The organism is Helicobacter salomonis (assembly GCF_017979425.1).
Taxonomy (GTDB): Bacteria; Campylobacterota; Campylobacteria; order Campylobacterales; family Helicobacteraceae; genus Helicobacter; species Helicobacter salomonis.
In genome coordinates this window covers 1-24,063 of the sequence record NZ_JAERIS010000022.1, presented here as the reverse complement: position 1 = coordinate 24,063, position 24,063 = coordinate 1, and the positions used below count along the sequence as shown (strand labels likewise).

General features: G+C 47.3%; 20 protein-coding genes. 10 read left to right on the top strand and 10 right to left on the bottom strand.

Going from position 1 to position 24,063, the window contains the following annotated elements:
• The first annotated feature begins 159 nt into the window (after positions 1-159).
• The 4 genes from KCO92_RS05540 to KCO92_RS05525 all read left to right on the top strand — a co-directional run bounded on the left by KCO92_RS05540 (position 160) and on the right by KCO92_RS05525 (position 6,327).
• Positions 160-1,278, top strand: a complete 1,119-nt coding sequence (locus KCO92_RS05540) for a tRNA pseudouridine(13) synthase TruD (protein ID WP_104694903.1) — start codon at positions 160-162, stop codon at positions 1,276-1,278.
• 503 nt (positions 1,279-1,781) lie between these two features.
• Entirely contained in the window at positions 1,782-3,581 is a 1,800-nt protein-coding gene (gene typA, locus KCO92_RS05535; protein WP_104694902.1) for a translational GTPase TypA, read from the top strand.
• 15 nt (positions 3,582-3,596) lie between these two features.
• A complete protein-coding gene (locus KCO92_RS05530; protein WP_199766039.1) occupies positions 3,597-5,936 on the top strand; it encodes a ribonucleoside-diphosphate reductase subunit alpha in 2,340 nt (779 codons plus the stop codon).
• Positions 5,937-6,024: 88 nt separating this feature from the next.
• Positions 6,025-6,327: a DUF5666 domain-containing protein gene (locus KCO92_RS05525; RefSeq protein ID WP_104694900.1), complete on the top strand. Its 303-nt coding sequence runs from the start codon at positions 6,025-6,027 to the stop codon at positions 6,325-6,327.
• 333 nt (positions 6,328-6,660) lie between these two features.
• On the opposite strand, the gene KCO92_RS05520 is transcribed toward KCO92_RS05525, so the two are convergent.
• The 10 genes from KCO92_RS05520 to KCO92_RS05475 form a co-directional block, all read right to left on the bottom strand.
• The gene (locus KCO92_RS05520) at positions 6,661-7,965 is read right to left on the bottom strand and encodes an outer membrane family protein (RefSeq protein WP_104694905.1); all 1,305 of its coding nucleotides are present in this window, start codon (positions 7,963-7,965) and stop codon (positions 6,661-6,663) included.
• Positions 7,966-8,092: 127 nt separating this feature from the next.
• The gene (locus KCO92_RS05515) at positions 8,093-9,748 is read right to left on the bottom strand and encodes an outer membrane family protein (RefSeq protein WP_233709824.1); all 1,656 of its coding nucleotides are present in this window, start codon (positions 9,746-9,748) and stop codon (positions 8,093-8,095) included.
• A 253-nt stretch (positions 9,749-10,001) separates the two neighbouring features.
• Entirely contained in the window at positions 10,002-11,201 is a 1,200-nt protein-coding gene (locus tag KCO92_RS05510) for an exo-alpha-sialidase (RefSeq protein ID WP_104694898.1), read from the bottom strand.
• Positions 11,194-12,195 carry a dihydroorotase gene (pyrC, locus tag KCO92_RS05505; RefSeq protein ID WP_104694897.1) on the bottom strand — a complete coding sequence of 334 codons (1,002 nt, stop codon included), beginning with the start codon at positions 12,193-12,195 and terminating at the stop codon, positions 11,194-11,196. Before pyrC ends, KCO92_RS05510 begins: the two co-directional genes overlap by 8 nt.
• Positions 12,195-13,160: an energy transducer TonB gene (locus KCO92_RS05500; protein WP_210647462.1), complete on the bottom strand. Its 966-nt coding sequence runs from the start codon at positions 13,158-13,160 to the stop codon at positions 12,195-12,197. The genes pyrC and KCO92_RS05500 overlap by 1 nt, the downstream gene beginning before the upstream one ends.
• Positions 13,153-13,947, bottom strand: coding sequence for a hypothetical protein (locus tag KCO92_RS05495; RefSeq protein ID WP_233710528.1), 795 nt, complete (start codon positions 13,945-13,947; stop codon positions 13,153-13,155). The genes KCO92_RS05500 and KCO92_RS05495 overlap by 8 nt, the downstream gene beginning before the upstream one ends.
• A 46-nt stretch (positions 13,948-13,993) precedes the next feature.
• On the bottom strand, positions 13,994-14,413 hold the full coding sequence (fliN, locus tag KCO92_RS05490; protein ID WP_104696241.1) for a flagellar motor switch protein FliN: 420 nt from the start codon (positions 14,411-14,413) through the stop codon (positions 13,994-13,996).
• A 55-nt stretch (positions 14,414-14,468) separates the two neighbouring features.
• Positions 14,469-15,101: an endonuclease III gene (gene nth, locus KCO92_RS05485; protein ID WP_104696240.1), complete on the bottom strand. Its 633-nt coding sequence runs from the start codon at positions 15,099-15,101 to the stop codon at positions 14,469-14,471.
• Positions 15,085-15,324, bottom strand: a complete 240-nt coding sequence (locus tag KCO92_RS05480) for a FeoA family protein (RefSeq protein WP_104696239.1) — start codon at positions 15,322-15,324, stop codon at positions 15,085-15,087. Before KCO92_RS05480 ends, nth begins: the two co-directional genes overlap by 17 nt.
• Positions 15,278-18,256 carry a YhdP family protein gene (locus KCO92_RS05475; protein ID WP_199766207.1) on the bottom strand — a complete coding sequence of 993 codons (2,979 nt, stop codon included), beginning with the start codon at positions 18,254-18,256 and terminating at the stop codon, positions 15,278-15,280. Before KCO92_RS05475 ends, KCO92_RS05480 begins: the two co-directional genes overlap by 47 nt.
• Between KCO92_RS05475 and mltG the strand changes: the two genes are divergently transcribed.
• The 6 genes from mltG (at position 18,255) to purB (ending at position 23,918) form a co-directional block, all read left to right on the top strand.
• Positions 18,255-19,157 carry an endolytic transglycosylase MltG gene (gene mltG / locus KCO92_RS05470; RefSeq protein ID WP_233710527.1) on the top strand — a complete coding sequence of 301 codons (903 nt, stop codon included), beginning with the start codon at positions 18,255-18,257 and terminating at the stop codon, positions 19,155-19,157. The two genes, KCO92_RS05475 and mltG, sit on opposite strands and share 2 nt — an antisense overlap.
• 290 nt (positions 19,158-19,447) lie before the next feature.
• Positions 19,448-20,008, top strand: coding sequence for a pyruvate flavodoxin oxidoreductase subunit gamma (locus tag KCO92_RS05465; RefSeq protein WP_104696237.1), 561 nt, complete (start codon positions 19,448-19,450; stop codon positions 20,006-20,008).
• Between the two features lie 9 nt (positions 20,009-20,017).
• The gene (locus KCO92_RS05460) at positions 20,018-20,446 is read left to right on the top strand and encodes a 4Fe-4S dicluster-binding protein (RefSeq protein WP_104696236.1); all 429 of its coding nucleotides are present in this window, start codon (positions 20,018-20,020) and stop codon (positions 20,444-20,446) included.
• A complete protein-coding gene (locus tag KCO92_RS05455) occupies positions 20,436-21,659 on the top strand; it encodes a 2-oxoacid:ferredoxin oxidoreductase subunit alpha (protein ID WP_104696235.1) in 1,224 nt (407 codons plus the stop codon). Before KCO92_RS05460 ends, KCO92_RS05455 begins: the two co-directional genes overlap by 11 nt.
• Before the next feature lie 10 nt (positions 21,660-21,669).
• Complete coding sequence (locus tag KCO92_RS05450; RefSeq protein ID WP_104696234.1) at positions 21,670-22,614, top strand: thiamine pyrophosphate-dependent enzyme; 945 nt, start codon at positions 21,670-21,672, stop codon at positions 22,612-22,614.
• Positions 22,614-23,918, top strand: a complete 1,305-nt coding sequence (gene purB / locus KCO92_RS05445; protein WP_104696233.1) for an adenylosuccinate lyase — start codon at positions 22,614-22,616, stop codon at positions 23,916-23,918. The genes KCO92_RS05450 and purB overlap by 1 nt, the downstream gene beginning before the upstream one ends.
• Positions 23,919-24,063: the final 145 nt, after the last annotated feature.

The window sequence follows — 24,063 nt, the reverse complement described above, 5'->3', positions numbered from 1 at the left end:
GGGGGGGGGGGGGGGGGGGGGGGGGGGGGGGGGGGGGGGGGGGGGGGGGGGGGGGGGGGAGGGGGGGGGGGGGTCGGGGGGGGGTAAGTATCGGTATTCCTTCCACAGACAAGTTTTCTTGTTACAAACTTTATAGGATTTCTTAACATGGATTCTCCTATGAAGTTGCCTAGATTTTTTGCTAGTAGTCACGCACCCATCGCCTTTCATTTCCACAAATGTCCCCGGGATTTTGTGGTGCAGGAGGAGCCTCTGTATGCTTTCTACGGACATGGAGATCATCTTGTCGTGCAAGTGCGCAAGAAAAATAAAAGCACTTGGGAGATGCTTTCGCTATTATCACAGGTATTAGGCTGTAATATATCGATGTTTGGCTATGCTGGGCTCAAGGATAAGCATGCCATGACATTGCAATACATTTCCATGCCTAGAAGTTGTGAAGCCCTATTGGACAAACATGTTCCCATGCTTGCCGAGCAGGGGATCACAATTTTAAGAAGCACTGCCCACCCTCATAAACTACGCTTAGGGCATCTCAAGGGCAATCATTTTTCGGTGCGCCTTAAGAAACTTGATCCAGTCAGTGCCCAAAAAATTAGCAAGGTGTTACTTTTTTTACAGGCTTATGGCTTCCCTAATTACTTTGGAACACAACGCCTTGACAATTTTGGAAATAGCTTCAAACGAGATAGAACTGGTAATAAGAAGATCGATCAAGTCTTGCTTTCTAACCAGCAGAGTTATTTATTTAATCAGTGGTTAAGCGCACGCATGCGTTTAAATGTCCTTGTGCAGATACTTAGTCCCAAAGAGATCACGCGCCAGTGCAAAGGTCTTGATATCAAGCAAGCCCAAATCTTAAAGGCCCAGCAACACTATTTCAAGCTCTTAAATGGCGATGTGCTGTGCCATTATCCCTTTGGGCGGTGCTTTTACCACTACGATCAGGATTCAGGGCAGGATGTAGAGCGACTGTACACCCACAGACTAGCCCCTACAGGGTTGTTACCAGGACATAAGGTGTTACTTGCCAAAGATGTCGCTGGCTCGTTTGAAGAGCTCTACAGCGGTCTGGTCGATATCCAGGGCGATCGCCGCTACGCCTTAGTTTTCCCTACGGACATTGCTTTCAACTATAATATCCAAGAATCCCAAGGTGAATTGCGTTTTTTCTTGCCCAAAGGTGCTCATGCTACGATCTTTTTAGAAGAACTTGCGGGAAAGGAGCTTTTTAATCCCAAGACTTCCGAATCACTGCTTTCACCCCTTCTTACGTGAACCGCCCCTCCCTAAAGGGAGGAGCTTCCTAACTAACAGAAACCAGCGTTTCTGAGCTGACAAAGGCTTTGCTGTTTATAGTCCGCAAGGCTAGTCCCTAACCCAAAAGACTTACAGACCCACTGATATGGGCGGAGATTAGTTGCCAACCTGTCATCGTGCTAGTTTTTAGTGGCTAGAATGAGCGCATCCAACTCTGCCACATCAGGTTTTCACTAACCTCACTTACCTATTGCAGGGTTAGCCTTTCTTTTCTTAGAGTGCGCTTACATCTTAAGCCCTTTAGGGCGGAGTTTTACGCGCAATTTGGATAAATTTCACTCCAAGCTGACGCTCACAAACTACTCGCGTCTGCTAGAGGTCAAGAGTGCTATCCCCAGAAGTTTATCAGATTAAATAGAAATATGAGATTTGCCTTGTTTTAGGCTTCCGGATTTAGGTGCGCGAGTACTTAAGTAATTTTTAGTTATACTCGGCGCTCAAATCACCCAAGGATTTTCTAAATGCAAGAGATTCGAAACATCGCCGTTATTGCGCATGTTGACCATGGAAAAACTACTTTAGTAGATGGTTTGCTCACTCAGTCGGGCACTTTTAGCGATCACGATAAGCTCGATGAGCGCATGATGGATAGTAACGCGCTAGAGAGAGAGCGCGGGATCACCATTCTTTCTAAAAACACCGCTATTCACTACAAGGGTGTAAAAATCAATATCATAGACACTCCCGGACACGCCGACTTTGGGGGCGAAGTGGAGCGGGTGTTGAAAATGGTCGATGGGGTATTATTACTCGTAGATGCCCAAGAGGGTGTAATGCCCCAGACAAAATTTGTCGTCAAAAAAGCCTTAAGTTTTGGACTATGTCCGATCGTGGTGGTTAACAAGATCGACAAGCCTGCTGCAGAGCCAGATAGGGTCGTCGATGAAGTCTTTGATCTCTTTGTAGCGATGGGAGCTAGCGATGCGCAACTAGACTTCCCCGTGGTTTATGCTGCTGCGCGTGAGGGCTATGCGATCAGGGATTTGAACGAAGAAAAGAAAAACTTAGAACCCTTATTTGAAACCATCTTATCTCATGTGCGTGCCCCCAGTGGAGCCCTAGAAGACCCCTTGCAAATGCAGATTTTTACCCTAGATTATGATAATTATGTGGGCAAGATTGGCATTGTGCGCGTGTTCAATGGACGGGTGCACAAGGGGGAAAGCGTGTTATTGGTTAAAAGCGATGGGTCTAAAGAGATGGGCAAGATCACCAAGCTCATCGGCTTTTTAGGCTTGGCGCGCATGGAAATTGAAGAAGCGCGTGTGGGGGATATTGTTGCGGTGGCGGGCTTTAACGCGGTGGATGTGGGCGATAGCATTGTTGATCCCAATAACCCCCAGCCCTTGGACCCCATGCACCTAGAAGAACCCACCATGAGTGTGTATTTTAGCATTAACGATTCGCCCCTAGCCGGACTGGAAGGCAAGCATGTAACCGCTAATAAGCTCAAAGATCGCCTACTTAAGGAGATGCAAACCAATATCGCCATGAAATGCGAGGAAATGGGAGAAGGGAAATTTAAGGTCAGTGGGCGCGGGGAATTGCAAATCACTATTTTAGCCGAGAATCTGCGCCGTGAGGGCTTTGAGTTTAGTATATCCCGCCCAGAGGTCATTGTAAAAGTGGAAGAGGGAACAAGGTTAGAGCCTTTTGAACATTTGGTAATCGACACACCCCAAGATTTTGGGGGCGTGGTGATTGAACGCTTGGGTAAACGCAAAGCAGAGATGAAGGCGATGAATCCCATTGGAGATGGTTATACTCGCTTGGAGTTTGAAATCCCTGCGCGCGGATTGATCGGGTATCGTAGCGAATTTTTGACTGATACGAAGGGCGAGGGAGTAATGAATCATTCTTTCCTAGAGTTTCGCCCCTTTAGCGGGAGTGTGGAGGCGCGCAAAAACGGTGCGTTGGTGAGCATGGAAAATGGGGAAGCGACCGCATTTTCTCTCTTTAACATCCAAGAGCGGGGCGCGCTCTTCATTGCCCCTCAGACGAAGGTTTATGTGGGTATGGTAATCGGAGAGCATAGCCGTGATAATGACTTGGAGGTTAACCCCATTAAATCTAAACACCTAACCAATATGCGCGCTAGTGGAAGCGACGATGCAATCAAGCTTACCCCACCTAGAAGTATGGCTTTAGAGCGCGCACTGGAGTGGATTGAGGAAGATGAGATTTTGGAGGTAACGCCTTTGAGTTTGAGAATCCGCAAAAAGGTGCTAGACCCTACTGCGCGCCGCCGTGCTAAAAAATAAGGAACACACATGAAAATCAAGATGGTTACCAAGCGCGATGGGCGCGTTGAGCCTTTGGACACGCGCAAAATCCACAAATATATTCAGAGTGCGACTCAAGACTTAGAGGGGATCGATCGCGCGCAGTTGGAATTAGAAGCACATCTTTTTATTGACAAGATGAAGACACGAGATATCGTGCAAGCCTTGATTCACAAAGCCCTGGATAGGATCGACACCCATGCACCTAATTGGAGCTTTGTCGCAGCGCGCTTGTTTCTCTATGACCTATATCACCGCGTCAATGGGTGCATGCAATACCAAAGCTTGCAAAGCTACTTAGAAAAGGGGGAACAGGTAGGGCGCATTGCGGCGGGTTTTAAAGAAAAATTTGATCTACATTTGCTTAATAGCGCCATTGTGCCCGTGCGCGATCTGCAATTCAATTATCTGGGCATTAAAACGCTCTACGATCGCTACTTGCTCAAAGACCAACAAGGGCATCCCATTGAACTACCCCAGCACATGTTCATGGCTATTGCAATGTTTTTAGCCCAAAATGAGAGCGATCCTAACACACGCGCCCTAGAATTTTACGAGGTATTAAGCAAATTTGAAATGATGTGCGCCACGCCCACCCTAGCCAATGCGCGCACCCCAAACCATCAACTGAGCTCTTGTTATGTGGGTAGCACCCCTGATAATATTGAGGGCATTTTTGAGAGCTATAAGGACATGGCTCTGCTCTCCAAATACGGGGGGGGGATTGGCTGGGATTTTAGCCAGGTGCGTTGCTTGGGGAGCTATATTGATGGGCACAAGAGCGCGAGCGCGGGGGTGATCCCCTTTTTAAAGATTGTTAACGATGTGGCAATTGCCGTCGATCAACTGGGCACGCGCAAGGGGGCGATCGCAGTCTATTTGGAGATTTGGCATAAAGATGTGCTCGAATTCATCGATTTGCGTAAGAATAGTGGGGATGAACGCCGTCGTGCCCATGATCTCTTCCCCGCACTCTGGATTTGCGATCTCTTCATGGAACGCTTGGAGCAAGATGACATGTGGACGCTATTTGACCCCTATGTGTGTGCGGACCTTACACAATGCTATGGCGAAGAATTTAGTCAGAAATATCTAGCCTATGAAGCGAACCCAGAAATTCCCCACGAGAAAATTAGAGCCAAAGAGCTTTGGCGCAAGATTTTAACTAATTACTTTGAAAGCGGACTGCCTTTCTTGGGCTTTAAAGACAATGCCAACCGCGCTAACCCCAATGCCCATGCAGGGATCATTCGCTCCTCTAACCTCTGCACGGAGATTTATCAAAACACCGCTAGTAGCCATTATCGCGTGGAAGTGCGTTTTGAAGATGGTAGTGTGGCGTTTTTTGAAGAGCATGATTATGTGCGCACCGATGCAGGCATTAGCAAAAAAGCCAATAAGCTTGGGAGCAACGACTCTTTGGGAGGCAAAAAGATTTTTATGACTCATAAGAGCGCACTGGGAGGGGATGTGGCGGTGTGTAATTTGGCTAGCATTAATCTTAGTAAAGTGTATAACGATACTGATATTGCGCGCGTAGTGCCCATTGCGATGCGCATGCTTGATAATATTATTGATTTGAACTTCTACCCAATCGCTAAGGCTAAACACGCCAATTTGAAGAGTCGCGCGGTGGGCTTGGGCGTAATGGGGGAAGCGCAGATGCTGGCTTGTGCACACATCGCATGGGGCAGTGATGCGCATGTGCAAAAAATTAACCATGTGATGGAAAAAATCAGCTATGAGGCCATCAATGCAAGTTGTGCTTTAGCCCAAGAGCGTGGAGCTTATGGTTTGTTTGAGGGCTCGGCGTGGAGTAGGGGGGTTTTTCCTATGGATCATGCACGCGGGGATTTCCCAGCGCCTAGTTGTGATTGGGAGGGTTTAAAGGCGCGCGTAAAAGAGCATGGTTTGCGCAATGGGTACTTGATGGCAATTGCGCCCACCAGTTCGATTTCTATTTTAGTAGGCACCACCCAGACTATCGAGCCTATTTATCAAAAGAAATGGGTGGAGGAAAATTTGAGCGGGTTTATCCCTGTGGTTGTGCCTCATTTGAGTTTAGACACTTGGAAATACTACACTTCGGCCTATGACATCGACCCTAAAAAGGTGGTAGAACTGGCTGCTGTGCGCCAACGCTGGATCGATCAAGGGCAGAGTTTAAATCTTTTTTTACGCATCGAACAAGCTCATGGGAAGCTCTTACATGAAATTTACCATTTAGCTTGGAAATTAGGACTCAAATCTACCTATTATTTGCGCACCCAAAGCCCTAGTTTAGAAGATAAAAATGTGCTGGATCGATCTTTAGAATGCCACCAATGTCAGTAAACTGCAGATTTTAGGAGCAGAATCAGGAAAGTTTTAGCTTGGTATCTTTATACTCCCACTTACAATACTATTTTAAGAAGGAGTGAGTATGAAAAAAGTGCTAATGGGTCTTTTGGTGGCCGGCTTGGGATCGCTGTATGCGTCTGATTTCAAAGGAATCATTGAAGAAGTTAACGACGCGCAAAAGACCATTGCTGTCAATGGCATGGTGATTGGGGTGATGCCCTACACGAAAATCGAGCAGGATTCCTGTGGCATGGGTTGGGATAGTGCGAAAAAATTTGCCGATCTCAAGAAGGGCGATTTGGTGAAAGTGGATCTCATCCATCACCAAGCTACTCCAGTTGCTGAGGAAATCGAAATCAAGTGCATGCAACACCGCGCTTACTAGTTTACAGGTACTCAAAACACAAGGCTTTTTGCATTGGTATCCGTTGGGACTTTTGCGCGCTTTAGTTAGAGAGTTATCCCTTGGAAGGGCGCATTAGAGTCTCTTGTTCTTGAGAGCTGAGTTTGTTAGCGTGCTCCCCATGGTTTAGTCGCTTATGGGGTTGGGGGATCATCAAGGCTTGCCCACCAGGTGGGTCTTAGCGCCTCTATGCTAAGGGTTAAAGCCTGCTTTCTATAAATATTAATCTCTATTCAAAGAAAGAACCACAAGCTTTTTGGCTGGTCTAATTTTAGCTGTCAAGCGGTGATTCAACACCACTTTAGGACATGTTCTTCAAAAGATTTGGAAGCCGTAGGTGAGCGTGAACATCAGATGGCTGCGATCGGAATTGACATTGCGCGGCAGAGGAAACGTCCCCCAGGAGCTGCAGTAACCAATGCAATAGCCCTTTTTAGTTACATTGTTATAGTATTCGAGCTTGAGATCGAATTCCAGATTATACTTGCTCCAAAAGTAATTCAAAAATAATGCGACACTCTGTTCATTGGCGCGAGGCGATCCCGTGAGTCGCCCTAGAACTTTCCATGTAAATCCGCGGTAATGCGATCCAAAATACACAAAGCCATTGAGCGCGTCCTTACCGACAATGTTGTTAATCTCGGCATCGTAAATGCTATTGGTCCAGATATTGTAACCTAAAGGGTCGCCATAAATCCCAATATCCCCATTTGCGTTACCGATGTTTTTATAAATACTGCCTCCAAAACTCCATTTGTTGTAATAAAAACGGGAACGGAAAAAGAGAGTTTGGCCGTATTTGCCCATGTTTTCTTGCTGAAAGAGAATAATATCCGGGCCGCGTCCTGTGGGGGGAAAAAAGGGAAAAAGCCCTACGAAAGTCCCCACCCAACGAAAACCCTTATCGTGGAAATTAGGATTAGTGTCGTAGGTGATGTTGATCCCAGGGGCATTCATGCGCCCAAAAATCGAGTAAAAATACGGGTTGACTTTCCAACCTTTTTTTTTATAGAGCACTTCTGCGATCATCAAGGGTTTGCCACTGGTGTAGTAACGCCCAAAGGGCCAAAACCAGTCGCTTGAAGCAGAAGCGCGCGCATCTGAATAGAGCACGCGCAATTTCGTATCCTTGTATTTAACATAGCCCTCTACCCCCTGACTAAAAGAGGTGAACCAATCGTAATCGGAAAGCTCGTAGCGTCCTCCTTTAATCCCAAAAATTCCCTTGTAGTCATAGCTTAAATAGGCGTTGTGTACCATGAAATAGCGAGGTTTTTGCACATGTAAGCCGCTATGCCCTGCATACCAGCCAATATATTCCCAAAATATCCCCCCATCTTGTTGGTAATAGTCCCCCGGTCCGCCCGGCTGACCGGGAGGAATATTATTGCCTTGATACGCCGTGGAGTCGTAGGGTAGTGCAGAAGCCATGCCTCCTACTTCAACTCGTAAACCCTTGTAGAGGTCCATGCTCAAATTTGTGATGGCTAGGAGTGAGGTATAACTCCCAGTGGGGTAAATGAGACGAGCGGGGTTGTATTTTTGATTGTTGAAGCCAAACTTGGTGTAAGTGCTCAATTTGCCCGTTAAACTCATGTCAAAAGCTGGCGCGCGCCCCATAAGGGCTAACACAAGCCCCAAAAAAACGAGTATCCTATGTGTAATTGAACGGCCCTCAGTCTGTTTTGCGATGAAACAAGACGATTATAGCAAATTCTGCCTGCTCAAGCGCAAGGCAGAGTGTTTTCTAAAAACTATAGCTGATATGAGTCATGATGTGGCTGCGGTCTTGGGCAATGGTCTTATTGATATAGCCCACATTGGCAGGTCCTTGCGCAAAAGCACTAGAAGAGAAAAGACCGGTGTTGAGGTCCAAAGGTTGGCCGTATTTGCTTAAGAAGCCCACGCCCGGGTTATACCCAGCGCGAATCACCTGCAAGAACCATTCAAGCTTGATCCCCACCTTGACATGCTTGCCAAACTGGTAGTTCATATATAGAGCTAGAGCCTGACCGATGGCGCGCGGGGCCGTAGTGTAACGCTCGGCTAACTCCCAATCGAATTTCCCATAAACACCTCCTCCTTTCCAATACACGGTGAGCGCATTGGCAGCGGTGATGTTGTTGATACTGGCAAACCCTAACGAGTAGATACCACCCGTCCATTGTTCCACACCATCGATGGCCACGGGGTTACCATAGGTCCCAATATTTGGGTTGGGGTTACCAATGGCCGCATACACCCCAAAAGAGGTGTTATGGTTATTAATATCAAAGCGTTGTTTGAAGAGCAAAACCGCCCCTCCAGGACCTTGCAAGCCCCGCCATTTGCCATGATCTAAGAAAGGATCCCAAGTATTATAACGCGCCGCCCCATAACGCCCCACATGCCCAATGCCTGGAATATAATCATTCTCCCATTGGTAGACATACATGCCATAGAAAGTTGTCTGGGATCGGAAACCACGCCCATCAAAATCAGGATTCGTGTCGTAATAGACCTTGACCTCAGGGGCAGTGAATGACTTGGGAGAGAACCACACATGGGGGTGGACATAGAAATGTTTGTTTACCTGGTAAATAAACCCGATCTTATGCTGGCCCCATGGTTTCTCACGATAGATGGGGAACATCCATTGTCCATCAGCAATACCACGGCCCCAGGAGCTAAACACTTGAAAAGTCAGCTTATTACTGAGCTTGAACATTCCATAAAACCCCTGGGTGAGTTGGTAGAACCAGTCAATCATCTGCACTTGGGTGGTGTCATAACGCCCTAAAATCATCCAAATTCTATCGCTCTTATACTGTACATTGGCCTTGTAGATTTCATACTGGCGCGATTGGCCCGGAGTGTAGGCACTGGCTGGGTAATAGTTTGGAAACAAGCCATTCCACTCCCCCATGAACATGTAACCAATCCCCCTAGGGTCGGCAATGCCCCCGGGAGTGTAGGCGTTGGCATATGGCCCCCCCGTAACAATGGACGAACAAAATTGACCGCCCTGAGTGCTACACTGGTTAGCATATTGTTCCCACTGCTTCCATAACGCAGGGTTAGAAGACTTTACATCTGTCGCATAGCGATCGTAACGCGTGCCATCATAGGGCATGCCTCCCAACGCCCCCCCCACGCTCACGCTCCAGCCCTTGCCTAGGTGTAGCGTGCTCTCTAATTTGCCCGTGAGCTCCACAAAGGTGCCCGTGGGGTAAATCCCCTTGATGGGGTTAATGGGGGAAGTGTTAAAGCCCACTTTATTGAAGTTGATGAGATCGCCATGCACCTCATAACTCAGGGCGTCCAGCCCACACACCCCCAGGGATGAAGAGGCTACAAGGGCGGGAACCGTCCTACCCAGCGCAGAGAGCCACTTACCCCTCTGCCGCCCCGTTTGTTGTATCATCGTTTCTTCCATACTGCGCTCCCTTTCCTGATAGCTTAAAATAAGACTTGTATTGTACTAGAGACCTGTTAGAACACGCGTCCTTATGCCCACATTTTAATGTTTTTTTTCTTAAAAAAACCCTAGTTTCGCTCTTTTTCTCGTTTGCCAAGAATGTTATTTGAAATTTTTTGCGCATATTGAATTTACAGAGTGTTGGCAGCTAAAAAGCGCTTGCGCGAAAATCTGTGGGCTTTAACATGGCAGGCAAGATTCATCCCTCTGTACTCGGGGAAGTTAGAGGGGAATTTTTGGGCATGCTCTCTTCAGGCGCAGATAGAGCAGGGGTTTTGAGATACGCGCTATTGAAGACCAAGTGCATGATCGCTTGGCGGTTCTTGGTGTAGAGCACATGCACCTTATCGCCTAACACCAGCGCGCAGGGGTAACTCACCTCACCTGTTTGGCTTTGATCTAAAATACGCAAGAATTTGAAATGATTAAGTGCAGAGGCACTGGGCAGTAGTTGAGCTAGACGCAATGTGCTGCGGCTCGCGCTCGAGTGTGGCAGGGGGGCGTTGTAGAGCAGATAGAGAGTATTATTGGCATTGAATAGGGTGAGTGCGTCGTTATAATTGGGTAAATTGCTCACTTGGGGGGGATTCCAGTGGGTGGGATTTTGGCAGGTTTGGGTGTAGAGGCGTGTGTCTTTATAGCTTCTAAAGGCCAGAAAAGCACATGGGCCATAGGGGGCTAAAGTGGGTTGGAGCTGGGCTTTGAGGGTGTTGGGCTGAATAATCTCTTGCAAGCGTGCGCGTGAATTAAATTTCAAGAGCAGGGGAGATTTAGTGGCAAGTTCGTGGTAAATGGGCAGAACAAATCCTCCATCTGTGGTAGAGATCGCGCTGTTGCGCACCAGATAAGAGATATTCAAAAAAGGACTTAAGGATAATAGCTGTTCAAATTTCCAAGTGAAAATAGGAGTAGAAGAGGTGTATTTTGAAGCGAGGGGGGCACTGAGCAAATAGATTCGCGAAGTAGCCCATCCTCCCAAACTCACACCCACCACAAAGAGATAGAGGCGACTCCTTTGCACCACCAACACGGGATTACCCAATGCCTTGACATACACTCCGCTCAGTTGGCTGAGTTCTCCTGCTGAAAGAAGTTTAAAGGCGGGGCTCCACTTTTTAGTGTCCAGATTGTAGAGATTGGCGTAAATTTGCACATCGCGTTCCCCCTCAGCACTCCCAGCAAAATACGCACCCAAGAGGTGAGTGCCACAGAGAGCTACTAGAGTAGAGGCGTGCATGCTCTTAGTAGGAGGGGCGGGCAAAGCGCGTCGCTCTAGCAAGGGTGTAGAGCTCTCTTGCAGGGAAGGAGGGGGAGCAAACTGGAACTCTGGGGGTGAACGCTGGGCTAAAAAGCTGCAGATTAGGGTCACAAAAAGGACAAAACCCCATGTTTTAAGCATCAATATGCCACTCTAGGGGTAGGTCAGGCACTAAGAGGTCGGGAATCTTTGGGGGGGTACTGGGCTGTTTACGCAGGGTAATAGATTTAGAGGGGAGGCTTAAGCGTCTATCCAGGGCATAGATACGCTTTGCGTTGTCGCTTACAAAGGCTTGCAAGTTTTTTAGGGCGTAATGTCTTTCAAAGAGGGTGGCTAGGGCTTCCAGGAGAATGGGTGCGCTAAAAACCCCCGCTGCACAGGCGCAGGCATGCTTATGCTCTAGGGAATGGGGTGCGCTATCCGATCCAAAACACACCTTAGGGTGCGCGCTTAAAGCCAGTTGTAATAACGCCTCTTGATCTCGGGGGGTTTTTAACACGGGTTTGCAAAAGAGATGGGGGTTGAGATGTTCACCCAGCAGGGCATCTAGGTTGAGGGCAATGTGGTGCAAAGTGAGAGTAGCATATAAATTGGCATGGCGCTGCAAAAGCGTGAGACTAGCCGCGTCACTCATGTGTTCCAAAATAATAGACAAGTTAGGAAATCGGACACAGAGAGTGTCTAAAATTGGGTGGAAGAGCCGTTCACGCTCGAGCACAAACCCTGGTGCTTCTGCATGCACGCAGAGTATAAAATCCAATTCTTCTGCAGCGCGCAGAATCTTTAACATCTGAGGACTCAAAATATCCCCTACCCCCTGTGCTGAATTGGTAGTAGCGTTTTGAGGGTAGAGTTTGAGCAAAAAGAATCCATGCTCTTTAGCGCGCTCGAGCTCAGCAATACTCAAACTCTCTTGCAGATAGAGGGCAACTAAAGGGGTAAAGTCCGGGCTCAAGATTTGAATTTGGTGCGCATACTCCAGGGCGCGCGCGGTGGTATTAATAGGGGTGCTCAAATTGGGCATTACCACCGCGGCACAGAAAGCGCGTGCGCTGAAAGGCAAGACCTTTTGGAGCATTGCGCCCTCGCGCAAATGTAAGTGCATGTCTAGGGGATTAGACAGAGTGATTTGCATTAGCGGTAAATAAAATAACGCACGCGGATACGAATGAGCGTGGTGGTGGTGGGACGCGGGTAGTCTTTGTAAGCGATGGTGATGGTCTTGAGCGTGTTGTCATCTAAGAGTTTGTAGCCAGACTCCATAATGATTTTGAGTCCTGTAATATCCCCGTTAGGGTGTAAATAAAATTCAACTGCATCAACCCCATCCTGCCCCAGATATCCTGCTGCACTAGGATATTCTAAGTAGCGTTGGGTGATACGCCCAATCTCGCTTAAATTGCTCTTAATAAAATCTTTTTCAGCTGTGCCTAGATCGCCAAACTCCTCTCCGTAAAGATCGTCAATGTCCTTACGGGTTTGGCTATCCATCCCCTTATCGTGCTCATAACTCTTGTCGCGGGTGGGCTGGGAGGCGCTCTGTTCAGAGGGGAGGAAGGAGAGATTATTAGGGTTAAAGCTTGGCTGCGCTTGATTTTTCTCCTGAGATTGCTTTTTGCGCGGTTCCTCTTGGGCTTGGTGTAAAGCCTTGTGCTGACTCTGCATGGCACTCTGCTCACTCTTGCGAGGGCTTGCGTGGTGTTCTCTTGCGTGGCGTCTTTCCACACGATGTTTGGGGCGCTCTATAGGTTTCTGCGCAGTGGGGCTAATCACAGACTTGGCCGGGGGAGTGGGGGTTGGGGCTGGGGGTAGAGGGGTGGTTTTGGGCGCGGCCGTGGAGGGCTTCATCGCTCCCTGGGTGTGTTTAGTGGGGTCTAAGGAACGCCCCCGTTTTAGCACCAAGAGGTTGCTAGGATTAATCTTAACTAATTTGGGTTTTTTGAAAAACTCACGGCTATAGTCCACCAACCACCAGACCAGCAGGTGAATCAGGCAGGAGAGGAGTAAAGAGATGTAAAAATTTCTGGTTGAACGGTTACCAGCCAGCTCTCTATCTAGGGTCAGAGGATTTGGTCTGCGACGCAGGGAGTCCCTAGACATATGAGCCTTTCAACTTAGAATGTCTTAGGCGCTCCTTAGTTTCTTCCATGAGATCCTCTTTGAGACGGTTCGAATCCTTCTTGAGCGAGAAATCCAAGGTAATCTTGTCCAACACCACGCTTTGATTAGCGTTGAGCAAGATCAAATAAAGCTGGTTGCGCACCTCCACGGTTACAAGTTTATGAGTCGCATCCAGGGGTTTGATGAAAGTAACACTGGGCTCTAAACCCACTTTGGGAAATAAAAATTGCTGTGTGTTGCGTCGCTTGAGCCACCATAGCAGTAGGAGTAAAACACCTAAGACGAGGCAAACTTTCCATGCATAGTCCCATAGTAATAAGTCTTCTGTCTTTTTAGGAGCAGGAGGAGAATTGGTTGAAACAGAAGACGCAGTCGCTTGGGGTGCGGGGGGTGTAGAGAGAGAATCGAGCGTCTTTAAGAGAGGAAAAAATTCTAAACGCAAGTAGGTTTTATCAACAGAAAGTTTCGCGCGTACATCGATGAGCAAGGAGCTCTTAGGCACAACAAATAGGGTGTCATTGCGTTGGTAAATCTCTAGGGATTGGAGGGGGCCACTTTGAAAGCGCTCTGCCTTAGGAGAAAAGGGGGCGATGTTTTGAAGTGTGATGGTTTGATTGGGGGCAATCTGGGGGGTCTGCTTCAAGGGGCTTTTAAAGAGTAAGTCTAAGGCAACACCGGAGACACCTTGCTTACTTTCAAGAGGGACTGCTTGGAAGTGTTCCAAAGAGTTTTGCGCACAGCAGAGGGTGCACAAGACTATTATCAACAGGCATGCAAACCATCTAAAATTAGGCAACCACATTCTAGTAGAGCTACATGTCCTTGGCAATGTAGTAAACGATGGCGTTGGAATCGAGCACCTCATTGAGGCGAATCGCAAGATTTTTTTCATACACCATCACTTCACCTTTACCGATCACGCGTCCATTCACAAACACATCCACACTCTCACCCGCGGGCTTTTGCAGATCAATCACAGAACCGCGCTCGAAGCGTAAAACCTCCCCTAGAGGAATAGAAGTTGCGCCTAAGTCAGCCATGAAAGTTACTTCCATATCCAGCAGGCCCTTATAATCTTCTATGAGTTCTTCTAAGTAGGTCGTGAGCTCAATTTCCCTGGGGTTGAGAGTAGGTTGCTTCTTGATCTTAGGATTGATAGGTGTGAGTGCACTGAGGGCTGGATTGGTTTGGATATTGACACCTTGAACATCTTTGCCTGTTTGTGAATCCATCGCTCTTCTCTTTTTATAATGAGCTGCATTATACTAGATTTTATTGGATTTAACTTTATAGCTCAATATTTTTATTTTCGCAAATATCTGCCAAAAAGCACACGGCGCACCGAGGTTTGCGTGCTTTACAAAGGGTGCGTCCCAGAAAGATAAAGGCATGGTGTAGCTGGGCTAAATCCTCTTGGAAAAGCGCACTGATCTCTTGTTCAGTTTGTAGGGGAGTCTTTGCGTTACTAAGCCCTAGGCGGTGGGTTACTCTGAAGACATGGGTGTCCACGGCTAAATAGTTTTGCTCAAAAAAGACGGAGAGCACTACATTTGCGCTTTTCTGCCCTACTCCGGGGAGGCTTTTAAGTTCTGCCTGAGTGCTGGGAATCTCACCATGAAAGCGTTGGCACACCATTTGAGCCATATTAATTAGGTGTTTAGCTTTGTTATTCGGGTAGGAGATACTCTGGATATACCCTTTGAGCGTCTCCAGGGAGGCGCTGGCTAAACTCTGCAATGTTGGGTAGGCTGCAAAGAGGGCTGGGGTGATCATATTGACGCGTTTGTCAGTGCACTGGGCGGAGAGAATCACGGCTACTAGCAATTCGTAAACATTGGAGTAGTTTAGCTCTGTGGTAGGATTTTCAAAGTGCGCCAAGAGGCGCGCCTTGATCTCCTGGGCTCTAGTCTGTAGAGTCACAGGGGGCCACAGTTAGTAATTCTGCTTCGTGGGAACGCAGGGCTACCTGCGCTTGGTTAATGGCAATGCTAAAAGTTGCGCGGCGCAGTGAACATTGCAGGAGGGTGAATTCCACTCCGGGATGAATCCCAAAGGAAAGGAGGCGATCTTTGAGCGACGAGTCGCAACCTTTGATTTCAAGGATTGTGTAGCGTTGGTCTTTCTGGCAATCGAGCAGAGTCATCGGTAGCAAGTCCTTTCTTAATTTCTTCGACAATGATGTCTATGGGGGTAAAAATACGCCTTAAAATCTTAAAAGGAGCTTGTGCGATGTCTTTGGCTAGTGTAACTTTGACGGAAGGATCGTTGAGAGTCTTGCCCACCTGTACATGGGTAGAGATTTTGCCCTTATTGCCCAAAATTAGGTAGTTTAGAATGGGAATCTTATTGATGACATTGCTAAAACCTTTGATTGTAGAAATATCCAAGGACAAATCGATCTTCTTTTTTCCAGACATTTCGATAATGCCATTGCCATCTATATCTAGGGTAGTGCCTGTAAGTTGGATGTGTTCCAGCCCTAGATATTCGGAACTCAAGCCAAAAACTACCCTCCCTTTGGCAATTTCATAACCATGCGCACCTAGGCGAGGGTTTCTAAAGACAATTAAGGAGGGAATGGTATTAATGATATTGACGATGTTTTGCAGAACTTTGAAGTTTTTAATGCTGGTGTTTTGCATGCGCAATTCTCCATTGAAGACCTGATCGCGATAAACTCCCGTCAAGCTATAAAGCCCACCCCCCACTAAGTTTTGCGCCAGCACACTCTGGAGTGCTAGATTGAGATAATCCCCGCTAAAATTATCGGCTTTAAGCACAATATCTCCATGGGCAATGTCTGCGCGGAGCATAGCATTGTGGTAAGACCCATCGATCATCACGCGTCCATCACGCACCACCAGACGGGCATTGTCCAAGGCAAGCGGGAAGGATTTAAACATGATGGTGATATTTTTAGCACTGAGAATGATGGAATTGGGGACGATGTGGTGGCGTTTTTCGTAACGCTGTTTAGCACGAATAAAAGTATTTTCATCACGAATCTGTGCCTTAGTGGGTTTGTGTTCACTAGGTCTTAGGAGTTCTTGTACAAAGGGAATCTTCGAATCCAAGAATTCGTCTAGGTTGAAATTAATATCATTGAAAAAGAAAGTCTTTTGTCCCCCTTTGATCTGCCCCATAATCGCCCCATCTGGGGTAAAAATTTCCATTCTATCAGGTTTAAAGGTGCCCAAAAAGGTAAGCGTTTTTAGGCGTGTACCGTCATGGCGGTAGAGGGGAAGATGGTGTTCTATTGTGCCGAAGAATTCGATTTGTGCAAAGTCGCGCGTACTGATATTGAGCGCACCTTTTCTGATTCCAAAATGGCGCAAGATCGGGGAAAGAGTGAATAATTTTCTCAAGTCCTTGATTTGCAAAGAATACAGACCTGCTTCAAACTTGCCCTCCACATCCAAATTACCTAAATTAAAACTCAAGGCATGGGGGCGTGAAAAGTCCAGGCTGAATTCTAAGTTAGGAAGATTGGTTGAGGTGGCGTAGATCACATCCTGCGTGAACACTTCTTGATTCTGGGCGTGGATAAAGGCTTGAATGTTCTTTTCAAGGATTTGTTTATTTTGCGCAAGGAGATTGGGAAGACGCGCCAAGTCAAGAGCATGGGGAGGATTTTTAAGAGTGCTTCTCAGGGGATTGAAAGTTTGAGTATTGATGGCGTTATTGGTATTGATTTGGAGTTTGTATACATTGGCGCTACCAAAAATGCGCTTCTGCGTGAAATCTAAGGTGAGATTGGCGTCCAGATCGGCCATGTTGTAGTAACGCGCATGAGTGGCGTTGATCAAAATTTGATGGTGTTTGGGGGTGATATCCAGAGCGATAGTAGTCTGTTCAGCAGAAAGAGGGGAGTTATAGAGTAAAAAAGAGCCTTGATGCACTACAACATCGCCTTGCACGGACAATAAGGCGTTTGCATGGGGGATGAACTGCACACTCAAAAGCAAATCTGCACTGATAAGAGAATTGAATTTATCGATGGGTAGAGCGATATTGTAGGCTTGAAGTATTTTTTTAGCACTTTTGAACGAGGAACTTGGGGCTATCTTAATATCTGCACTTAAATGAGAGCCATTGCCTAGATTGCTGATCTGCACACGGGAATGTTCCAAGGGCATGGTTTCATAGCGGATATTTGTAGGCACAATGGATAAGGTTCGATCTTGAAGGCTTAGGGCTACTTCTTTAGCAAAGATAGGGGAGAGTGTGGGCTGAAAGCGCACCTGCGCATCTTTGACAATGGCTTGTGCACTCACCTGATCGAGCAATTTTTTGAGCAACTTTTTATCTCTAAGATTTAACAAAGCTTTGGCTTCCTGTACACGCACACTGGAAAACTCAATGTTCTCAAAGAGCCATTCTTGCACTACCGGGTGAGAGCCCTGGGGGAAATAGGGCTTGAGGAAGTCTAAATGATGGATTTCATTAGTATCTAGGGTAAGTATCAGTGTGTTAAAATCGCTTAAACCTTGAGCATGCACTTGAAGTTCAGATTTTCTTAAATTAGGCAGATCATTGAGTGGAAATAGGTCTAGAGTGAAATTAAGCTGTTTGGTGCGGCTAGAGTAATCTGCTTGCCCTAAGGCACGGACATGGTAGGGTGCTAAGGTCAAATGTAGAATATCGAGGTGTAAATCTTTGGCATTCTCCAGCGCAAATTTAGCTTCAATAGTGGGCAATTTGACATCATAAGTTTTGCCATCAAAAAATACATGCGCCTTAATCTCAGGATTGAACACAATTTCTTGGATTTTGATCTCTTGAAAATAAGATAATGCCAACAGACCATAGCGCACCCCTTGTATAATGTCATCAACACGGGGGGGAGGTTTATCGGGTTTGTGCACCAACAAGGCGGAAATATCCAGCTTGCCCATATGGAGCACAAATTTATTACCAAGTTTTAGGTACAATCGATCGATTTGAAGTTTCCCCAAGTGCAGAGAAGAGATGTGAATGCCACTTTTCAAGATCAAAAATACGCCCAATAATAGTGCGCCAATGATTCCGCATAAAAAAATAAAACGAAGCATCCTCTTAGAAATGGCTTTGATCATGGGGCTTTCATTACTGTTTTACTTGAGTATACCCATAAAATCCTATAGCATGCTTTACATTCCCAGCGGCTCACTCCACAACATGATGCGCCATGTAGAGGCCGATCTCAACCCACTTGATTTGTGGATTCTGCGCTTAATGAGAGGCCTTGGGGTGTGGCAAACACCTAAAAGTGGCTATATCTCCATTCCCATCAATGCCCAACAAGAGATCAGTAAGGGAGATTTCTTATATGCCCTGAGTGTTTCTAAAAAGGTTTATAAAAATGTAACACTCATCCCAGGAGAAACCCTTTACTTTTTCATTCAAGATTTGGCCACTACATTCAATTTGTCAGAAACGGACCTTTACAAAGCCTATCAAGCTAAAACGCGCTACCAAGAGGCCGGCATTGTGCCTGATACTTACCGCTTTACATTAGGAATCTCTGCTTCCACGCTGATGGATTATCTCACCACACATGCCGACCGCTATTATCAAAAACTCAGTCAACAGCTCCTGGGGCGTTATGATCCTCAAGAATGGGAAAAAACTTTGATCGTCGCGTCCATTGTCCAAAAAGAGGCAGCCAATGCCAAAGAAATGCCTCTAATTGCCGGGGTGATCTACAACCGCCTCAAAAAGGGCATGCTCTTGCAGATGGATGGGAGTTTGAATTATGGCAGGTATTCTCATACAAAAGTGACACGGACGCGCATCTTAGAGGATGAAAGCTCCTATAACACCTATAAGCACAAGGGGCTGCCTCCCGCTCCTGTAGGGAGTGTGAGTGTCAGCGCTATTAAGGCGGCTCTCTTCCCTGCCCAAACGAATTTTCTCTACTTTGTCAAAAACCAACAAGGCGTGCATGTGTTCAGCCAACACTATGGCGAACATATGCGCAATATCCGCAAAAAATAACCATTCACTCTCGGCAATTCTCATGTTTTGCGCAAAATATTCAAGATTTACTGAAAATCCTGTATAATCCCCACGCAATTTAAATTGTTTCCAGCGGAGGCTTCGATCGTCTTGGGCGATCAAAACGGGTTTCGCTGGGCTTATGGTAATGTTACCACTAGGGCAGGGATTGCCCGATGTTACGCTTGTGGAGATTCCTCATCGTTTAGCTGTGGGTCTTTAGCACAAGAAACCCACTTGTCTTGGACAGGTGGGTAATCACTACATAATAATGCCACAAGGAGAATGGAATGCTAGAAATTAGATGGCATGCTAGAGCCGGGCAGGGTGCGGTTACGGGCGCAAAAGGCTTGGCTGATGTGCTCACCACCACGGGCAAGGAGGTGCAAGGTTTTGCAGTCTATGGGTCAGCCAAGAGAGGTGCGGCCATGACAGCCTACAACCGCATTGATTCTGAACCTATTTTAAACCACGAAAAGTTTATGAATCCCGATTATGTCTTGGTAATCGACCCTGGTTTAACTTTCATCGCGGACATTACAGAAAATGAAAAACCCGATACGACCTATATCATCACCACGCATCTGAGCAGGGACGAATTGTTTGAAAAAAAGCCCGATTTAGCTAGCAAAAAGGTTTACACCTTAAATTGCATCAAAATCGCCATGGACACCATCAAACGCCCCATTCCTAACACACCCATGTTAGGGGCTTTGATGAAGGTCTCTGGCATGTTAGAGCTGGAGTTTTTTAAAAACACCTTTAAGGAGGTGTTGGGTAAAAAAATGCCTCAGGCTTTGATCGATGCTAATATGATGGCTATCGATCAGGCTTATGCACAAGTGCAATAAAGGATCATCATGAAAAATTGGCAAGAATTTGAAATCGGGGCTGTGCTTTTCCCCTTTGAAAAGCAAGGACAAGATGAGCTCAGCAAACACAACAACGAGCGTACTTACACCAAAGAGAGCTCGTTCACTGCCAGTGTTTCCCACTGGCGGGTGGAAAAGCCCGTGCACAATAAGGAGGTGTGTATCAACTGCTTTAATTGCTGGGTTTACTGCCCTGATGCTTCTATTTTATCGCGTGAGGGCAAGATGAGTGGCGTGGATTACGAGCATTGCAAAGGTTGTGGAGTGTGCGTAGATGTGTGTCCCACCAACCCTAAATCCTTACTGATGTTTGATAACCTAGAGCCTGTAGAAGAGGCGCTTACCAAATGGCCTCAAAAAGCTGAGGGCGTTAAAAAGAAAAGTTACCGCACAGAAGGGGGTTACAATGGGCTCTAGTTATCATTTGAGCGAGGTAGAGGCATGGGATGGGTGCACGGCCAGTGCGCATGCGCTCAGGCAGGCACAAGTCGATGTTGTAGCCGCCTACCCCATCACCCCCTCCACCCCCATCATTCAAAATTATGGCTCGTTTAAGGATAATGACTATGTAGAAGGGGAGTTTGTGCTCGTGGAGTCTGAGCATGCAGCCATGAGTGCGTGCGTAGGCGCAGCGGCTGCAGGGGGTAGAGTGAGCACCGCCACCAGTTCGCAGGGCTTTGCGCTGATGGCAGAAGTGCTTTACCAAGCCTCTGGGATGCGCTTGCCCATTGTGCTCAATGTGGCCAACCGCGCCCTAGCTGCTCCCTTGAATATCCACTGCGATCACTCAGATATGTATTTGGGGCGTGATAGTGGCTGGATCAATCTGTGCACTTGTAACCCCCAGGAAGTCTACGACTTTACTCTCATGGCGTTCAAACTCGCCGAGCACAAAGAGGTGCGCGTGCCCGTAATGGTGCATCAAGATGGCTTTCTCTCTTCGCACACCGTGCAGAATGTGCGCCCCTTGAGCGATGCTGTTGCTTACAAATTCGTGGGCGATTATGTGAGCGTGCACCCCTTATTAGATTTTGATAGACCCGTGAGCTTTGGCGCACAGGCGGAGGAGGAGTGGCATTTTGAACACAAGGCCAAACTCCACCATGCGATCATGCACTCTAGCACAATCTTAGAGGGCATTTTTAACGATTTTGCCAAGATTACCGGAAGGCAATACCACCTAGTAGAAACCTTCCAAGCCAGCGATGCCGAGGTTATCATCTTTGCGCTGGGCACAACTTGGGAATCCGCCATTGTCGCGGCTAAAAAAGCGCGTGAAAAGGGCGTCAAAGCGGGTGTAGTAACCACGCATGTACTGCGCCCTTTCCCTTTTGAGCTAGTAGCCAACGCCCTCAAAAATGCTAAGGCGGTGGCAGTGATGGATCGCAGTTCGCCCTCTGGAGCTATGGGTGCACTCTTCAATGAGATTGCCGCTAGTTTGTATCAAGCCCCCGGTTCCAAGCGTCCAGTGCTGAGTAATTATATTTATGGGCTGGGGGGTCGGGATTTAACCCAAGCAGACCTAGATAGTATCTTTGAGGCATTGGCTCAGGATGCTAAAAAAGGAAGTTTGAGCCACCCCACCCAGCAGTTTATTGGGCTCAACGGACCCGAATTGTCTTATTTTTAAAGGAGAGTGCATGGTTAAAGAAGTTAAAACGCTCAAAAGTTTCAGTCAATCTGCCGAGAAATTCGAGGGTTCACACCTACTCTGCCCGGGCTGCGGGCATGGGATCATTGTTAGAGAGGTACTCAACGCTGTAGAGGGACCCATCGTATTAGGCAATTCTACTGGCTGTTTAGAGGTGTGTTCTGCCGTTTATCCGCACACCTCATGGGATGTGCCTTGGATTCACATTGGTTTTGAAAATGGCTCAACTGCGGTTAGCGGGGTGGAGAGCATGTATAAGGCCTTGGCGCGCAAGGGCAAATACACGGGGCAACGCCCTAAATTTGTCGCTTTTGGAGGTGATGGCGCGAGTTATGACATCGGTTTCCAATTTATCAGCGGGTGTATGGAGCGCGGGCATGACATGACTTATATTTGTTTAGACAATGAAAACTATGCGAATACGGGGGGTCAGCGCAGTGGGAGCACGCCTATGGGAGCAAGCACGAGCACCACACCTGCAGGCAAAGTGAGCTTTGGGAAAAAAGAGCGTAAAAAAGACTTAACCTTGATCATGGCAGCCCACGGCATTCCCTATGCTGCCCAGTTGGCCCCTAATAAGTGGAAGGACATGAATAAAAAGATCAAAACCGCCCTAGACACGGAGGGACCTTGCTTTATTAACGCGCTTAGTCCTTGCCCAACAGAGTGGCGATACCATTCTTCTTTAGCCATTGAGATGACTGATTTAGCGGTGGATTGTCTGATCTTCCCCCTCTTTGAGATTTTCCATGGACAAGAGCTTAAAATCACCTACCGCCCGCGTAATGTCTTGCCCGTGCGCGATTATCTGGGGCCCCAAAAACGCTTCGCCCACCTCTTTAAAAAGGAAAATGAGCACATCATCGAGGCACTTCAGAAAGATGTCGATGCGCGTTGGGAATATTTGCAACGCAGAGAAGAGGCAAAAGTTTAATGGTAGAGCGTTACGCCCGCGAGGCGATGACGCGTCTTTGGAGCGAACAGCATAAATTTGAAACTTATCTACGGGTGGAAAAGGCGGTCGCTAAAAGCTGGCATGCCTTAGGGCTCATAGACGCTCAAACTTGTGAAACCATCCAGCAGGCTAGCTTTCAACTTGGAGATATCCATGCCTTTGAGCAAATCACCAAACACGATGTCATCGCCTTTATCCAAGCGGTCAGCAAGACTTTAGGCGATGCCGAGCGTTTCTTTCACTATGGCATCACCTCCAGCGATTGCATCGACACCGCTTTAGCTCTTTTGCTCAAAGAAAGTCTAGGAATCATCTTAAAAGATTTACAAGAACTCTTAGAGGTGCTAAAAGCGCGCGCCTATGAGTTTAAAGACACCCTCACCATTGGGCGTAGTCACGGCATCCATGGCGAACCGATGAGCTTTGGGCTGGTTTGGGCGTTGTGGTTTGAGGAAATCAAAAGGCATGTGCACTCTTTGCAAGGCGTTTTAGAGGAAGTGGGCGTAGGGATGATTAGTGGGGCGATGGGCAACATGGCGCATATCCCCCTAGAATTAGAGGAAAAGACCTGTGAAATTCTAGGTTTAAAACCTGCGCCCATTACCAATCAAGTCATTTCAAGGGATCGTCACGCTAAGGTTATCAATGCTTTGGCGGTGCTAGCGAGCAGTTGTGAAAAAATCGCGGTGAATATCCGCCACTACCAGCGCACAGAGGTTTACGAAGCCGAAGAGGCTTTTGGTGTGGGTCAGAGGGGCTCTTCTGCCATGCCCCACAAGCGCAACCCCGTTTTGAGTGAAAACATCACGGGGCTGTGCCGTGTGATCCGTGGCTTTGTAATGCCCATGATGGAAAATGTCGCTCTCTGGCATGAGAGAGATATTAGTCATAGCTCGGTGGAGCGCTTTGTATTCCCCGATATTTTCATCACGGCGGATTTTATGTTGCACCGCCTGACAAATTTGCTCAAGGATTTGGTAGTTTATCCTGAGAATATGCGCGCAAATTTGGAGCGCACGGGCGGGCTAGTCTACTCCCAGCGGGTTTTGCTTGAATTGCCCAAACTGGGCTTTAGCAAGGATCAAAGTTATGCGATCGTGCAGGAAAACGCCATGCAGGTGTGGGGTAATTTGCAAGGAGGACAACAAGCAAGCTTATTAGAATGTTTGCTAGTTGACGCCCGCTTGCAAAGTGTATCCCGCTCCACACTACAAAATTGCTTCGATCCGCTCCACTACTTGCAGCGTACTGATCAAATTTTTAAACGAGTCTTTCAAAGCTAGTTTTAAGTCTACATAACGCATTCGACTGGTCCTTTTAGGAGTTGCTCTTGTGGACCAGTTGAGCCTAAAGAGCTAGAGCGCAAGAAACAAGAGTTCATCAAGCAGGGACTCTTGCCTGAAGATGTCTTTGTGCACACCAAAGCTT